General features: G+C 61.9%; 14 protein-coding genes. 4 read left to right on the top strand and 10 right to left on the bottom strand.

The window, feature by feature from the left end; translation table 11 throughout:
- Positions 1-36: 36 nt before the first annotated feature.
- Positions 37-765, top strand: a complete 729-nt coding sequence (locus EWV35_RS00175) for a VTT domain-containing protein (protein WP_238653958.1) — start codon at positions 37-39, stop codon at positions 763-765.
- Here the strand turns inward: EWV35_RS00175 and EWV35_RS00170 are convergent.
- The 8 genes from EWV35_RS00170 to EWV35_RS00135 form a co-directional block, all read right to left on the bottom strand.
- A complete protein-coding gene (locus tag EWV35_RS00170) occupies positions 762-1,991 on the bottom strand; it encodes a cytochrome P450 (protein ID WP_129657089.1) in 1,230 nt (409 codons plus the stop codon). The two genes, EWV35_RS00175 and EWV35_RS00170, sit on opposite strands and share 4 nt — an antisense overlap.
- Positions 1,988-3,082 (bottom strand): polyprenyl synthetase family protein, encoded by a 1,095-nt coding sequence (locus tag EWV35_RS00165; RefSeq protein WP_165168244.1) that lies wholly within the window; start codon positions 3,080-3,082, stop codon positions 1,988-1,990. Before EWV35_RS00165 ends, EWV35_RS00170 begins: the two co-directional genes overlap by 4 nt.
- 84 nt (positions 3,083-3,166) lie before the next feature.
- Positions 3,167-4,765: an NAD(P)/FAD-dependent oxidoreductase gene (locus EWV35_RS00160; protein WP_129657085.1), complete on the bottom strand. Its 1,599-nt coding sequence runs from the start codon at positions 4,763-4,765 to the stop codon at positions 3,167-3,169.
- Positions 4,743-5,108 carry a lycopene cyclase domain-containing protein gene (locus EWV35_RS00155; RefSeq protein WP_202976009.1) on the bottom strand — a complete coding sequence of 122 codons (366 nt, stop codon included), beginning with the start codon at positions 5,106-5,108 and terminating at the stop codon, positions 4,743-4,745. The genes EWV35_RS00160 and EWV35_RS00155 overlap by 23 nt, the downstream gene beginning before the upstream one ends.
- On the bottom strand, positions 5,101-5,457 hold the full coding sequence (locus EWV35_RS00150) for a lycopene cyclase domain-containing protein (protein ID WP_165168242.1): 357 nt from the start codon (positions 5,455-5,457) through the stop codon (positions 5,101-5,103). Before EWV35_RS00150 ends, EWV35_RS00155 begins: the two co-directional genes overlap by 8 nt.
- Positions 5,458-5,702: 245 nt before the next feature.
- Positions 5,703-6,641, bottom strand: coding sequence for an aldose 1-epimerase family protein (locus EWV35_RS00145; RefSeq protein WP_165168239.1), 939 nt, complete (start codon positions 6,639-6,641; stop codon positions 5,703-5,705).
- Complete coding sequence (locus EWV35_RS00140) at positions 6,641-6,985, bottom strand: hypothetical protein (protein ID WP_129657077.1); 345 nt, start codon at positions 6,983-6,985, stop codon at positions 6,641-6,643. Before EWV35_RS00140 ends, EWV35_RS00145 begins: the two co-directional genes overlap by 1 nt.
- Before the next feature lie 27 nt (positions 6,986-7,012).
- Positions 7,013-8,689, bottom strand: a complete 1,677-nt coding sequence (locus tag EWV35_RS00135; protein ID WP_129657075.1) for a sodium:solute symporter family protein — start codon at positions 8,687-8,689, stop codon at positions 7,013-7,015.
- 216 nt (positions 8,690-8,905) lie between these two features.
- Here EWV35_RS00135 and EWV35_RS00130 point away from each other — a divergent pair, with 216 nt between their 5' ends.
- From EWV35_RS00130 to galK, 3 genes are read left to right on the top strand one after another with little or no spacing between them, the layout of a single operon-like run.
- Entirely contained in the window at positions 8,906-9,706 is an 801-nt protein-coding gene (locus EWV35_RS00130) for a DeoR/GlpR family DNA-binding transcription regulator (protein ID WP_129657073.1), read from the top strand.
- Positions 9,703-10,830, top strand: coding sequence for a galactose-1-phosphate uridylyltransferase (galT, locus tag EWV35_RS00125; protein WP_202976008.1), 1,128 nt, complete (start codon positions 9,703-9,705; stop codon positions 10,828-10,830). Before EWV35_RS00130 ends, galT begins: the two co-directional genes overlap by 4 nt.
- On the top strand, positions 10,827-12,152 hold the full coding sequence (galK, locus tag EWV35_RS00120; protein ID WP_238653956.1) for a galactokinase: 1,326 nt from the start codon (positions 10,827-10,829) through the stop codon (positions 12,150-12,152). Before galT ends, galK begins: the two co-directional genes overlap by 4 nt.
- On the opposite strand, the gene crtI is transcribed toward galK, so the two are convergent.
- Complete coding sequence (crtI, locus tag EWV35_RS00115) at positions 12,149-13,807, bottom strand: phytoene desaturase family protein (protein WP_238653954.1); 1,659 nt, start codon at positions 13,805-13,807, stop codon at positions 12,149-12,151. The two genes, galK and crtI, sit on opposite strands and share 4 nt — an antisense overlap.
- Positions 13,804-14,712: a phytoene/squalene synthase family protein gene (locus EWV35_RS00110; RefSeq protein ID WP_129657071.1), complete on the bottom strand. Its 909-nt coding sequence runs from the start codon at positions 14,710-14,712 to the stop codon at positions 13,804-13,806. Before EWV35_RS00110 ends, crtI begins: the two co-directional genes overlap by 4 nt.
- Between the last annotated feature and the right edge of the window lie 65 nt (positions 14,713-14,777).

Raw genomic sequence — 14,777 nt, 5'->3', positions numbered from 1 at the left:
GCCTGCGTTCCCCTCGATTCGATACAAGGTAGCTTCATGTCAGCCATTGCGGACCTCAGCATTCAGATGCCCCAGCACCTCCACGCGCTGAGTGCGCTGCCGACCCCGAGTCTCGGTCTTCTGGGATTCAATCTCGAAGATGTTCTGGCCAACGCGGGCCCTTGGGTTCTGGGACTCGTGAGTCTGATCATTTTCATCGAATCAGGGGTGCTTTTCCCGTTCTTACCGGGCGACTCTCTCCTCTTCACGACCGGCCTTCTTCACGAACAGCTCGGATTGAACCTGTGGATTCTGTTGGTCTCCGTGAGCATCGCAGCGATCTTGGGCGACCAGGTCGGATACATGCTCGGCCACTACTTCGGACGCAAGATGTTCTCCCAGCACGGAAAAATTCTCAATTACGAGAATCTGGATCGCGCGCACAACTTCTTCAACCGCTACGGCGGCAAGGCACTGGTCTTGGCACGATTCGTGCCGATCGTGCGCACCTTCGTTCCTTTGACCGCGGGAATGGCCAAGTATCGCTATGCCGACTTCGCCAAGTGGAATATCTCAGGTGCGTTGCTCTGGTGCTTCCTGCTGACTTTCGCGGGAGTCTGGCTGGGAAACGTCACGTGGATCCGCGACAACGTCGACATGATCGTCATCGTCCTGGTTCTCGTTTCCGTCATCCCCATCGCGATCGAGGTCATGCGCGAACGTAAGAAAGCTCAACGTCGCGAGGCTTCGCCGAGCAACGACACCAACGGCAATTCTGAGGACTAGACCTCTTCCCGCGCAGGCCCTCCGACGTCGAGGATGAGGCCCCGGAGCCGATAGCCGGCGATCACCGAGTCCCATTCGACTACCGGTTCCTGCACGATCACGGGATCGAGGGCCAAGAGCCGGATCAGCAGAGCGTCCGTCTCCCGAATGGCCAAGTTCTCACCGGGGCACTTGTGCGAACCGGCTCCGAAACTCATTCCGGCAGCCTTGGCCCCACCTGTCCGTCGGTCAGGGTCTACCGCGAACGGGCATTCGCCGGCCAGTTCCGGATCGACGTTGATCGCCCGGACGTCGATATCCACGAGGTCACCGTTCGCAAAACCCTCGGGGGCCTCCTCCCCGGAAACAACCCTGCGGTAGAGATGCCCCACAACAGGTTCGAGACGAATGATCTCTCGCAGAATTCGTTCTCGCTCCGGTCGGTTGGCCGCAACGTAGCGGCCCCGCAGCTCTGGGTCGCGCAGCATATGCCAACAGGCCATCACCATGAACTCGCGGGTCGTGACCATTCCGGCGGTCCCGTAGGTCATGGACTCGACCAGAATGTCGAAGCGGCTGGCCCCGGTGCTCATGAGATGGCCCATCACGTCGGGGCGAGGAGTGCGCTTGTGCTGCGAGATAGCCGGCGCGACGTCCCGGATGTACAGAGCAGCGACCGCGCGCAGTCCCCGGACCGCGGCCATCGCCCAGTCACGACGACGCCGCCCCAAGTCAGGTCGGGAATAGTCCGCGGGTGGCTGGCGGAAGAACAATTCAAGCCTCCGCGCGAGTCCACGCGTGGAAGAAGCCGTGAGGCCAACGATCTCCGCCGCGACGGCGACCGAGTAATGAAGGCTGACGTCATCGAGGCGGAATGACCCTCGGCCCACCAACCCGTCAACCGCCGCGGAAGCTTTTGCATCGATGTCCCCGGTATAGCGCTTGTCGATCGTCGCGGGGGCGAAGAATCGAGCCAATTCGCGGCGTTGTTGGTCGTGCAGTTCGCCGTCCGAAATGAGGAGCGGTCGTCTGCGGAACAGCCGGTCCGGAATCCGCTCGGCCGTGAAGCCTGCTTGAAGGGATGCACGCCCAGCCCGCAGGAATTCACGGGCCGCATCGTAGGAACCGACCACCACGCGGTATTTCTCGCGCCGTAGCCCATGTACCGGGCACCTCGGCTCGTCCGGAGGCAAGGCCCACCTCTGATTGCCATCCGCCCGGGAGGCGTCACGTTCCGAAAACGTCATGAAACCCTCGAGGCGCTGTATCTGGTCATATCGGTGAGGGTCGCGACGAGGGCGCTCGGAGCCCCAGAGGAGGCGATACGTTTCTCCAGAGAACACGCGGCGTCACGGATCAATTGTTCAACGCGATCCCGGGCTCCGGAGGCCAGCAAAGCCTCACGGATCGTCTCCGCACCTTCGGGGCGCAGGTCGGGATCGCCGAAATACGGCTCGGCCTCGCTCCACGCCTCGTGCGATCGAGCGAACGCAACCAGAAGAGTCTGCTTGCCTTCCCTCAAATCCGAAATCACGGATTTACCGGTTCTCGACTCGTTGCCGAAAACACCCAGAAGATCGTCCCGCAACTGGTAAATGGACCCCAGGTCCCCACCGATTCGTGCGAGCGAGTCGGTGAGCCGCGGATCGGCCCCGGCGAGAACCGCTCCGACCCGAAGAGGCAGTTCGAAGGAATAGACCGCGGTCTTGTCCTTCATCATCCCGAGAATGCTGGAAGTAGACGGCGTTCGAGCCTCCATGGTCAGCCATACGTCAGCGTGTTCTCCCCCGGCACTGCGAAGAATCGCTTCCTCGTAAATGTCCAATGCCGACAAGCGCCGCTCTTCGGGCACATTCAGGCGCGAGAGAAGGCCTTGAGCTAGAGACAAGAGCATGTCACCGGCCAGGATCGCGGAGGCCTTGCCCCAGGTTTCCGCTTCCTCAGCAGAGCTTCCTCGTGCTGATGCCTCGGCATGGAATCGCCCGTAGATATTCGGCGCCCCACGTCGGAACAAGTCCCCGTCGATGACGTCGTCGTGCGCAAGAAGCGCGAGATGGAGAAACTCCGAGGCACAGGCGGCTTCCACGGCTTCCCCAGCATCTTTTCCACCCAAATCGTGGAATGCGCGGAGGAGCAGGAGAGGGCGTACTTTCTTGCCGTTGAGCGCCATGGCTTCCATGCAGTCAAAGAGGTCCTTGAAGGAACCCGTCATCGAGGGCACCTTCCGGGCGGCAGCCCTGAGAACTTCTTTAAGGCGCCGGTCGACGGCCTCGAGGTCCCCGTCGTTCACGGGGATCCCACTTTTCTGCCATTGGACTGAGCCGGTGGTCGGTGACACTGAGTTCATTATTCTTCCGTGTGGTTCGTGGTTCAGGGGTATGTCCGGGCCCCGTTGTGGGGTCACGGATCGTGTGCCGCACGGCTAAGAGTCACGTCCCCATGGGCGTGGTCTGCCTCGGGTCACGAGACGACGTGCCCGTCGGCCGGAGTCAAGTAGTTTCCTCAGTGTTCGGGGATAAGCGTGCCGCGAAACCAACGGCGGGGTCCATAGCTCATGTCCCTGAACCGCCCAACCTTCCAGGAGGGCATTTGCCGCCTGCCACCCCGTGGTCGCGGCCCGTTCCATCAGAGCGACGGGATATTCGCACCGAATCGTGTCTCCCGCCAGCACGAGGGACGGGTGCGGAGTCCGAACTTCTGGACGGTCGTTCCAGGGCTCGAGGCCGACCAAGGGGCAGTCGTTCTCGATGAGGAGCACATCGTCCATGATCGATGCGGTGCGCGTCTCCGGGTAGACCCGTGACAGCTCGTCCCGGAGCCTGCGCTGAAGAGATTGCTCGTCCACGGGCTCGTCAAGCGCATATGCGTGTAGCTCGACGACGCTGCCACCGTGTTCTTCGGACCAGCGCGCCGCTCCTTTCTCGAAGCGTTCAAGGACGCTCACGTTATCCAGCGGCCCGAACCCGGTCGTTCCGAGGAACGCGGGACGATTCGACCCGACCGGCCGGTCTAGCCATAACCTCCACACGGCAAAGGCCGGCGCCTGTCGAATACTGCGCATCCGGTCGGACCATTGAGGGGCATTAATCCCCGTGGTCTCCGCGCCCAGGCGACGCGTCGCGGCAGGTCCTGCCGCGAGCACGACGGCGTCGTAGTCCTCGCTCGTGCCGTCGCCCATCAGAGCCCTCGCCCCCTCGGACTTCATGTCCAAGGATTCGACGCTGGTCCCGCGCCATTGAACGCCCAATCCGGACAAATAATCCCGAAGCGGCGACCAGAGTGCCGTATCGAAGTCGTCGGACGCCGTGTCGAAGAGCAGCCCTTCGGATGATCCCAGGAAATAGGTGTGGAACATGGCCAGCATTTCCCCGGCCGCGAATTCCGTGGGCTTGGCAAAGAAACTGCGCGCAAAGACTTCTAGGGCAAGGTGACGGGCTCGCTCCGGAAAGCCCAGGCGGTCCAGGAAATCCTGGGCGCTCTGGCCGTCGTGCCGACGGTAGGTTTCCGGGAAATCGACGTCCAGAAGCGACAGAGCGGCGTCCAGATCCACCCCGAGCAGATCCCGGGCGCGGAAGCTCGGGCTCTGCACCACGAATCCGATGAAACTCCAGGGAGGAGTGCGGGGGATCTTCGCGAAGGAATCGGCCAGTCCGTCCGAAGAGCGCAGAGGGTAGTCGGGGACGGCCCGCAACGGACTCGTACTCGGGCTTGGACCCTTGGACGGTATCCGTTCCAAAAGGGAACGCAAGTTGTAGTACTGGCGGAAGAATGCGTGGAAGCCCCGGCTCATGGTGACCGTGCCCGCTGCCCCCTCGACAGTCCACGATCTCACGCGACCGCCGAGCTGGGGCTGCGGCTCGGCCACAGTGACGTGGATGCCTCTTTCGGCCAAGCCGGTCGCGGCCGACAAGCCGGCAATCCCTCCGCCAATGACCAGGACATGCCGCTCGGCGTCGGGCCTCAGGGCTCCGGGCGTCGCCTCGATTCGTTGTGCGTGCTTATCGCGAATGGTGGGGGTCATGTGCCGCTTCCTCTTCTCGTGAGCCTGGGCGTGCCGAGCGAGATGGGCCGCTCCGAGAGGTCCATAGCATCAGGGTCAATGTGATGACGGCGAATCCGAAACCGAAATCCTCGATCGGAATGTCTAACGGCCAGCGAATTCCCAAGAATTCGTCCGGCGCATAGCGCACGATCGGATTCGACAGACGGGTCAGGAAACCGTCCATGGGGATCTGGAAAGAAACCATCACGATGATCGAGAGCCAATACTTCACGGTTCCGAAGATGCCCGTTTTGAGCCAGAACAGCTCAAGAGCGATGACGACCAACATCGTCAGCACGGTTCCGACGGTGTATTCAAGCACGGCCGCCACCACCTTTCCGGCGAGCTATCAGCCGGCGGATGAGTTCAAGGACTCTGCCGATCGCTTCGAAGGTGAGAATCGCACAAATGGGAATGGCAACGAAGAAGGCAACTTCCTCAAACGGCAGGGCACCCAAGAGGTCGATCCCCAATGTCTGCACAGGGTCATACGTCCAATACCCCCGGGCGACTGCCACGGCGTCCCAGATGGAAAAGATGATGACGACCGGAAGCAGCGACAGGATCAACCGAAGTGGACTCCGATAGACCTTGAGTCGGAAAACGAATTCCAAGGGAAACGTGAGCGCGAGGCACAACACCAGGACGATGACGTAAGTCCACTCGGCCATCAGGCGCGTCCGTCAAGTTCTTCGCATGACGACGACGCGACAAGCTCTCCCTCGGACCGGCTGGCGTCAAACATAACAACACCGTACCAAATCGCTACTAGTCAGAAGCCTGTTTTTCGATCTCTCACGATCTCGGGGCGAGAATGGACGTCGGGAGTCCCCCGCATCGCAACAAACACCACGGGGTAACCCCATTCACTCACCAAGGTACCCGCAGAGAGCAACGAGAACGGTAAAAGACGGGGTCACCCTTCGGATAATGCGGCAAGACGCCACCATGCGCTGTGCGTCTGCCCCGGCTCGATGACCGTCAGGTCTTGGCCCGAGCGAAAAGCGTTGGCCGGCGCCGTCATGGGCTCGACCGCGACAGCCCGCCGCCCCGGCTCCCCCGCGACCTGATCGTCGGTGTACACCTGAATCCAGTTGACCTCGGGCCCGCATTCCAGAACCACGCCGTCGCCATTCGGCGCCGTGAGTTCGCAGACCGTCCGTCTGTCCGCGTCGCGCCCGAGCCCGCCGAGGGCGACGTCATAGGAGAAATCGTCCAGGCGCCGGCCCGACCGGAAATCAAAGTGGGTATTGTCCACCGGGTACGTTCCGAGGGGCAGCAACCTGTCCATGTCGGCATCGATATATACCGATGCGGGAACTTTCAGGTTCCAGTCATTCAGCGCACCGGATTGCTGGGTGCCCGAACCATCGGCGACGAGATACGGGTGGCCTGCGACCGCGTACGGGACGGGCTGGTCACTGACGTTGGTCGCAGATACCCGCCATTCGAGCCCGTCGGACGTCAGAGAGTAGACCGCTTTGAGTCTCAATTCGAAGGGATAGCCGGGTTGGGGAACCAGATCCAATCCCAAAATCACCTCGGCCGCGGTATGGGACAGGACCTCCCACCGTTCCCAGAGGACAAGTCCGTGAGCAGCATTATTGCGCTCGGGTTCGGTCAGAGGCAGTTGGTGGGGCGTGCCAGCGAATTCGTAGCGTCCGTCTTGAATGCGATTGGGCCACGGAGCCAGGATCGCCCCGCTGCACCCCGGACGCAGACCCTCGGGCGGCGTCGATCTGACCAGGTGTCCCCCCGGACCCTGCAACGAGGCAAGACTCGCCCCGACCACGGCGATCTCCGCCGAGTAGCCCCCGGCGGAGATCGCGCAACGCTTTCCTTGCGGCCCGGACACTAGCCCAGCTTCCCTTCGCCTTCCGCCTTTTTGACCTCCACGTATTCGGCGCTGGCCACGATGTCTTCTGCGGGCACCGGGGCGAGCCGGTCCCACAGGAAGAACAGGCCCGAAACTACAAGCATCGAGATACCGGTCCACAAATTGATATGGATACCGCCTGTCTTGGCCGCATCGGCAACCGGGTCCGCGATCCCCATGATCGTCACCAGGATGCCGTAGATCAGGAACAACCCACCGATGATGCGACGAAGGTCCGTGCGACGGGTTGAGCGGATCAGATTCTTCTTCTCCGCCTCGCTCAGCTGCACGAGGCCCGGAGTCTCCTCTGAGTTCTCATTCATTTTGATTCTCCTCGTCAGTGCGAATTCTTACAGGAAGGGCAGATAGAGCAGGACGCATAGGACCAAGGCTACGGTGCCCAACAGGGCGGGCGATCGGTACCACGCGGCATCGCCGGCGACGACATCGGATTTCACGTCAATGGTTCCGACACCGTAGACGAGCCCCTTGAGTTCCTCGGTGGGCTTGGCTCGAGTGAAGAATGTGACGATCACCGAGACGACGATAACGGCTACGAAGGAGTAGATCGCTCCGTACATAGTCTCCGCCGTCGCCGACCCGAAGAGGGACTCGTCATTCAGATACGCGATCCAAACAATCGTCGGCGCAACGATCCCCGCAAGGTAACCCCACAGGCCGGCCGCCGGCGACATCCGCTTCCACAAGAGCCCCAGGATGAAGACCGCGAACAGCGGCGCGTTGAAGAACGAGAACAACGTCTGCATGTAGGTCATGATGTTCCCGAACTGGGCGGCGAGGAACGCGGTTCCGATTCCGACAATGACGCCGATGACCGTAACCCAACGCCCGACGGAGAGGTAGTAGTGGTCGGGCATCTTCGGCTTGATGTATTCCTGCCAGATGTCATACGTGAACACGGTATTGAAGCTGGACACGTTGGCCGCCATACCAGCCATGAACGAGGCCATGAGCCCCGTAACGGCCACACCGAGAACGCCCGAGGGCAGGTACATCTGAATCAGTTTGGGGATCGCCTCGTTGTACGTCAGGCTTCCGTCAGCGAACTGGTTGCCCACCGTTGCCGCGGCAATCAGCCCGGGAACCACCACGATGAACGGGATGAAGAGCTTCGGGAATGCACCGATCAGCGGCGTACGCCGCGCTGCTGACATGTTCTTGGCCGAAAATGCTCGCTGAACTTCGGTGAAGTTGGTTGTCCAGTACCCGAAACCGAGAACAAATCCGAGCCCGAGGACGATGGCGAGCCAGTTGGCCCCGATGGGGTTGGTGACGTCGCCGATTCCGGTTCCCTGCCATGCAGACAAGTGAAGGCGGCTCACACCCTCGGTGTTCATGAGAGCTTCTTTCAAACCGGACCAACCGTGCACCCGGTGCAGCCCGACGATGGTCAGCGGGACCAAGCCCGCGATGATCACGAAGAACTGCATGACCTCGTTGTAGATCGCCCCGGACAAGCCGCCGAGGGTGATGTACAGGAGAACGAAACCGGCGGAGATGATGATCGCGACCCACTGGGGCCAGCCCAGCATCGCTTCGATGATGATCGCCATCGCATAGAGGTTGATTCCGGCGATCAGGACGTTGGATATCGCAAAAGCAATGGAATTGACCACATGCGCGGGCTTCCCGAAGCGCCTCAGCATGAACTGCGGAACCGACCGAACCTTGGAGCCGTAGTAGAACGGCATCATGACCAGGCCGAGGAAAACCATCGCCGGCACGGCGCCCACGATGTAGTAGTGCAACGTGGCCATGCCGATCTCCGCGCCGTTGGCCGCCATACCCAAAATCTCGGTAGCTCCGAGGTTCGCGGAAACGAAGGCGAGGCCGGTGATCCAGGCTGGCATCGATCTTCCCGAAAGGAAGAAGTCCATACTGGTCTTGACCTTGCGCTTGGCCGCGATACCGATACCGAGGACCGTCGCGAAGTAGAGGAAAAGCATCAGGTAATCGACCCATGAGAGGGACAACCGGATGCCGGAAGTGGCGTCTGCAAGCATCATCGCTTGCCTCCTGGAGTGCTCGGGAGTGCACAAAAATGTGCACTGCTGTTCAGAAATGTTGATTTCTGGAGCTTAGCCTACACGGGAGTGTGATGCTGTCAACTATCCACCCACAGAATCCCCAATAACCCACCCAAATAGCTATGTTCCTTTTTGTTCGTTTTGTGCCATACTGTTGCTGGTCCACAGTCCCGTCGTGTCAGCGGAAAGGTGACGATGCTCGCCGAACAACGCAAGAAGCGCATAGTCCAAGAGGTCCAGAAAAACGGCGCAGTTCACGTACAGGACCTCGCCAAACTGCTGGATGTATCCCCTATGACGGTCCGGAGGGACCTCGCTGAACTGGACGACCAAGGATTCCTGACCAGAATTCACGGCGGGGCCGAATCCACGGCCTCAACTCTCGAACCCGCGTATGCGGAGAAGATGACTCTGAACGCCGAGGCCAAATCCGCGATCGCCCGAACGGCGGCCGACATGGTCGGCACGAATCAATCCATTGGGTTCTCGGCCGGAACAACCTGCACACGGCTTGCCCAAGCGATCACGGGAAGGCATCACCTCGCGAATCTGACGGTGGTGACCAACTCGTTGCCGGTAGCCGATGAATTCTTCAGGGCCCAGGACGTCCAGGAGACGGCCGACAGAAAACATTCGAGCCCGCAGCAAGTGCTTCTGACGGGTGGAGAACGTACACCCTCGGACGCGCTCGTGGGACCGCTGGCCGACGCGACGTTGGGGTATCTGCACGTGGACACCCTCTTCATCGGAGCACATGGCGTCGGGCGCTCCGGGCTGACGACTCCGAACCTTGCGGAGGCCCGCACCAACAAGGTGCTGGTCCATTCGGCTCGCACCGTCGTCGCGGTATTCGACCACACCAAGTGGGGCATCACCGGCCTCGCGGGATTCGCCGACTGGTCTGAGGTCGACGTCGTGGTAACCAGCCCCGGCCTGCCAGAGGACGCCCTGGAATTCTTGGAAGAAAAAATTGACAAGGTGGTCATTGCATCATGATGAAGAACGCCCTACCCCGCGTCACACGAGGGGAACTCGCCGACGGTCGGGAGATCATCTTCTTCGATGACTCGGAACCCTATATTTCAGGGACCAGAATTCGATCAATTCACGATCCGCGTCCCCTCGAGCCTCGCCAGGTTCCTCCGCGCGAATCGGCAAGCATCCGCGTAGACCCCCTCACCGGCGAACATGTTGCGCTGGCCGCCCACCGCATGAACCGCACGTTCCTGCCACCGGCGGACGAGGATCCTCTCGCGCCCGCCGGACAAGGTACCGTTCCGTCCGAGGTCCCGGAGCCGGAGTACGACGTCGTCGTGTTCGAGAATCGATTCCCTTCGCTGCAGGGCCCCTTCGAGCAGTATCGAGACGAACCCTTGTTCCAGGAGGCCTCCCCCGCGGGACGGTGTGAAGTCGTCTGCTTCACTTCCCATCAGGAAGGCTCCTTCGCTGAGCTGGGCCACCAACGCGCTCGCACGGTCATCGAAGCCTGGGCGCACCGCACGCGCGAGCTGTCCGCGATCGAGGGCGTGGTTCAGGTGGTTCCGTTCGAGAACAGGGGCGAAGAGATCGGGGTGACGCTGCACCACCCGCACGGTCAGATCTATGCCTATTCGTATTTGCCTCCGCATACCGCGGCCGTTCAGAGGCAGGCCCACGAATGGCGTCAGTCCACGGGCGGGGATCTGATCGGCGACGTATTGGCCGCGGAGCTCGAGGAGAAGGCCCGGATCATCTCGGAGACAGAGCATTGGGTTGCTTATGTTCCCTTCGCAGCCAAATGGCCTGTCGAATTCATGGTGGTTCCCCGTCGCACCGCGAAGGACTTCACGGAATTGACCGGACAGGAGAAAGACGAGCTCGCGGACCTGTATTTGGACCTCCTGGGTCGACTGAACCGCTTCTTCGAAGGCGTCGACCAGCTTCCGTATATTTCGGCCTGGCATCAGGTTCCCGTGGCCGGCGGGGATGACATTTCCCGCATGTGGCTGCATGTGTTCTCGTTGCTCAGGTCTCCCGGCAAATTGAAATACCTGGCCGGCTCGGAGTCCGCGATGGCCGCATGGATCAGTGACACAACCCCCGAACGCATTGCCCGCCGATTCCAGGAAGTTGCCCAGTGAACACGCTCGCATGGAATTCAGCTCCGGACCCCCAGGAACAGATCGAGGGCGTCCGCACTCTCTTCGCCAAGGCTTACGAGGCTCAACCGTGGGCTGTCTTCTCGGCTCCCGGAAGGGTCAACCTGATCGGAGAGCACGTGGATTACAACGGGGGAACGGTGGTTCCGCTCGCGCTCCCGCACCGCACTTATGTTGCCGCGTCCCCCCGTCAGGACCGCGTGATCCGAGCCGTTTCGGCGGAGGAGCCCGGTGGCTCTTTGGTCATCGGTCTCGACGAGGTCGGCCCCGGACGGTTGAACAGTTGGCTGGCCTACGTGGTCGGGGTCCCCTGGGCCATGATCGAGGAATCTCTCGGCGGGGGCGCTGACGGCAAGGAGATGACGGGTGCGGACCTCGCGATCCGGTCCTCCGTGCCCGTGGGTGCGGGGTTGTCCTCGTCGGCCGCGCTAGAATGCTCGGTGGCCTTGGCCTTTGACGCGTTGGCCTCCGAGGCCGATGAATCCAGGACCTTGCTCGCGGATTCGGAGGAGGGCAGGGCTCGGCTCGCCACGGCCTGTATTCGCGCTGAGAACGAGATCGCGGGTGCCAGCACGGGCGGCATGGACCAGTCCATTTCCCTTCGAGCCCGTCAAGGCTCCGTCCTGACCATTGATTGCAGGGACTTTTCGTCGAGCCCCCTGAAGGTCGATGTGGCTCAAGCCGGACTCTCACTGTTGGTGATCGACACTCAGGCGCCGCACCGTCTGGTCGATGGCCAGTATGCCAAACGGAGAATAGGCTGCGAGGCCGCGGCCGAAGCTCTCGACGTTCCGACGCTTCGCGATGCGCTCGGCGAACACCCAAACCCGGAAGAGGTCGATCGTCGCCTGAAGGAATGGGATGCGATGGCCGCGGAGGGTTCGATCAGCTTCCCTGAAGGGCACGATGCCTCGTCGATGCGGGGCCTGGTCAGACACATCTGGACCGAAGTTCTCCGCGTGGACCAGTGCATCAGGCTCTTCGACGGCGCCGCCCCCCAGGCCGGGGACGAGGCATGGGTGTCGCTGGGCGATATCCTGAATGGTTCCCACGACTCTTTGCGGGACGACTATCGCGTCAGTTGCGCCGAACTGGACCTCGCGGTCGACGCCGCCCGGACCGCGGGCGCGTTGGGCGCCCGGATGACGGGTGGCGGTTTCGGCGGCTCAGCGATCGCATTGGTCCGAAACGAAGACGTCGAGGCCGTGGCCTCGTCGGTTGCCGAGGCGTTCGAGAGATCCCGGTTCCGTTCTCCGGTCTTCCTCGAGGCTGTTCCCTCGCCCGCGGCGCGGCGGGATCTCTAGCCCGGACCCGGCCGTAGATTGGGTCCGGAATCATCGGGGTCTTCGGGCAACGGTCCCGGTGTGGTGTCGTGGCGCAGTCTTTTGATCACGTTCTCTGCGGAGATCAAACACATGGGCAATCCCACGCCCGGGGCCGTCGTCGACCCGGCATAGTAGAGGCCCTTGACTTTGCGGGAAGCATTCGATCCGCGCAGGAAAGCAGATTGTCCCAGGGTGTGAGCCAGTCCCAGTGCGTTGCCCCGCCACGCATTGTATTCGTGTTCGAAGTCGCCGGGACCGGTGGTGTGGCGGACGACGATCCTGCCGGCGAGGTCGGGGATCCCTGCTCTTCGTCCGATCATGTCGATCACCGCGTCGACGATCGTTTCCAGGGATTCATCCCCGGAAGCGATGCCGGCCGCGATAGCCGGAACCGGAATGAGAACGAAGAGGTTCTCCTTACCCTCCGGCGCGACCGATGGATCGGTGGCCGACGGACGACACACGTAGATCGACTCCGAGTACCGACCGTCGGGCGCATCCGAGCCGTCCCCCCGGCCTTTTCCACGTCGAAAGATCGCGCGGAAATCCGGGTCCCAGTCCTGACTGAAGACCAGAGTGTGGTGGGCCAGTTCGGGCAATTCGCCGTCGACCCCGAGATAAGCCAGAACGCATCCGATGCCCGGGTTCCTGAGCTTCCAGACAGCTTCGGGATAAGAGCGCAGTCCCCGAGGCAACAAGGCAGTCTCGGTATGGTGCAGATCTGCGGCGGAGACCACCGCGTCCGCCACAGCCGTCTCCGGGGAGCCGTCCGGGCCCCGGTAACGGATACCGCAGACCTGGCTCTTGGCGCCCCATGACCGACCTAATGGCGCCGTGTCGATGGCCAGAGCTTCGGAGCCGGTGCGAATCTCCACACCGGCTTCTTCGGCCAACCGCACCAAGGATTCGACGAACGTGCCAAAGCCGCCCTGCGGATACAGCACTCCCTGGACGAGGTCGGTATGGCTCATGAGCCCGTACATCGCGGGCGTCTTCCGAGGCTGGTTCGAGAGGAAGACCGCAGGATAGTTCAGGATCTGGCGAAGCCGGGAATCTTCGAACCTCCGCGAGACGGCGCCTTCCATCGAACCGAGGAGCAGCTTGATCAGGCGAGGAATCTTCCGGAGAATCTCCGGAGTCAGCACGGATCGAGGGGAGGAAAAAGTGGTGTAGAGGAAGTTCGCTACCGCGAGACGATACGTCTCCGCCCCCTCGGCGAGGTAGCGACGGAGCTTCTCGCCGGCCCCCGGTTCGATGCGTTCGAACAGCTCGGCGGCGGCGTCCTCCCCCGAGACCACGTCCAACGGCTCGTGGTCACCCGAGTACACTCGGTACGCGGGATCGTTGAGAGGGACCAGGTTCAACTCACGTTCAGCCGTGGTGCCGATGAGCCGGTAGAAATGTTCGAAAGCATCCGGCATCAGGTACCAGGAAGGCCCACGGTCCCATCGAAATTCGCCCTCAGCCAACGTTCCGGCGCGGCCGCCGACCTCGAGGTTCTTCTCCAGGACAGTAACGGTGTAGCCCTCGCGTGAGAGCAGGATCGCCGTCGCCAGTCCCGCGACACCGGCACCGATGACCACGGCCCGAGCCGACATACTGGGGTCCTCTTGACCTCTCTGGGGACCCGTCATCGTTTTTCCTTCACGGGGGAGGTCCCGTCCACCGGACCGGGTCGGGACGATCTGAACCTCGCGGTGCGGGCGTCCACGACCGCTTGGGCCAGGATCCTGGCCTTCACGGCGTCGGGAACTCGCACACGTCGATGCCGCAACAGCGCAAGGGGAGTCCTATCGAGCCGACGGACGAGTTCGCCGAAGAGCAAGTAGGCCGCCGTCACGCCAGTCCGGGACGATGCGGGAAGAGCCGGGAGAGACCTTCGGGCAATGCTGAGATCCCGCCGGATATCGGCGAGGGCTTCGGCTTTGTCTCCTTCGGTTTCCAGACCCAGGTAGTCACGCCCGAGCTGTTCCTGATCCTCCGCGAGGTCCCTCAGGAAATTGATTTTCTGGAAGGCCGACCCGAGATGCCGGGCACCGTCGACAAGGACCTGATGGTCCGGAGCTTGCTTGGATCGCTCGGCCAAGAAAATATCCAGGCACATGAGCCCGATGACCTCGGCCGAACCATAAATGTATTCGTCGAGCTCCCGGCCAGTGTAGGAGCTCGTGTCCGTATCGGCGCGCATGGATCTGAAGAATGCACGGATGTGTTTCTCCTGGATCGCGCACGTGCGGACGGTGTCACTGAAGGCCTGCACCACGGGGTTGGAGGAGAAACCGGTCTCGATGGCCTGCATGATGTCGGCTTCGAAACGATTGAGTTCCTCGGATATTTGCTCGATGCTCAGGCCCGCTTCTGCCGCAGGCCCGTCGACGATCTCATCGGCCAGCCGAACTACGGCGTAAAGATCCCGAACCCGGGATTTCACGGGTTCCCTAAGAAGGCGCGTGGCGTTGCCGAAGGACGTCGAATAGCGTCCGATCACCCCCGTCGACACGGCGTGGCAAGTCGCTGAATATCTGCTGAGATTACCCATGGTCAATTCCTTCCGTACAACGGCGCGGCCGCCGCCCCGAGGTTGATTGGATGTCGAGGAACATT

This window comes from Rothia uropygialis (assembly GCF_004137765.1).
Taxonomy (GTDB): Bacteria; Actinomycetota; Actinomycetes; order Actinomycetales; family Micrococcaceae; genus Rothia.
The sequence above is the reverse complement of the archived record's forward strand: the minus strand, read 5'-3'. Positions and strand labels throughout refer to the sequence as shown.

Coding starts and splice junctions, on each gene's coding strand:
- EWV35_RS00175 (WP_238653958.1), top strand. CDS start 37: ATGTCAGCCATTGCGGACCTCAGCATTCAGATGCCCCAGCACCTCCAC.
- EWV35_RS00170 (WP_129657089.1), bottom strand. CDS start 1,991: ATGACGTTTTCGGAACGTGACGCCTCCCGGGCGGATGGCAATCAGAGG.
- EWV35_RS00160 (WP_129657085.1), bottom strand. CDS start 4,765: ATGACCCCCACCATTCGCGATAAGCACGCACAACGAATCGAGGCGACG.
- EWV35_RS00150 (WP_165168242.1), bottom strand. CDS start 5,457: ATGGCCGAGTGGACTTACGTCATCGTCCTGGTGTTGTGCCTCGCGCTC.
- EWV35_RS00140 (WP_129657077.1), bottom strand. CDS start 6,985: ATGAATGAGAACTCAGAGGAGACTCCGGGCCTCGTGCAGCTGAGCGAG.
- EWV35_RS00135 (WP_129657075.1), bottom strand. CDS start 8,689: ATGATGCTTGCAGACGCCACTTCCGGCATCCGGTTGTCCCTCTCATGG.
- EWV35_RS00130 (WP_129657073.1), top strand. CDS start 8,906: ATGCTCGCCGAACAACGCAAGAAGCGCATAGTCCAAGAGGTCCAGAAA.
- galT (WP_202976008.1), top strand. CDS start 9,703: ATGATGAAGAACGCCCTACCCCGCGTCACACGAGGGGAACTCGCCGAC.
- crtI (WP_238653954.1), bottom strand. CDS start 13,807: ATGACGGGTCCCCAGAGAGGTCAAGAGGACCCCAGTATGTCGGCTCGG.
- EWV35_RS00110 (WP_129657071.1), bottom strand. CDS start 14,712: ATGGGTAATCTCAGCAGATATTCAGCGACTTGCCACGCCGTGTCGACG.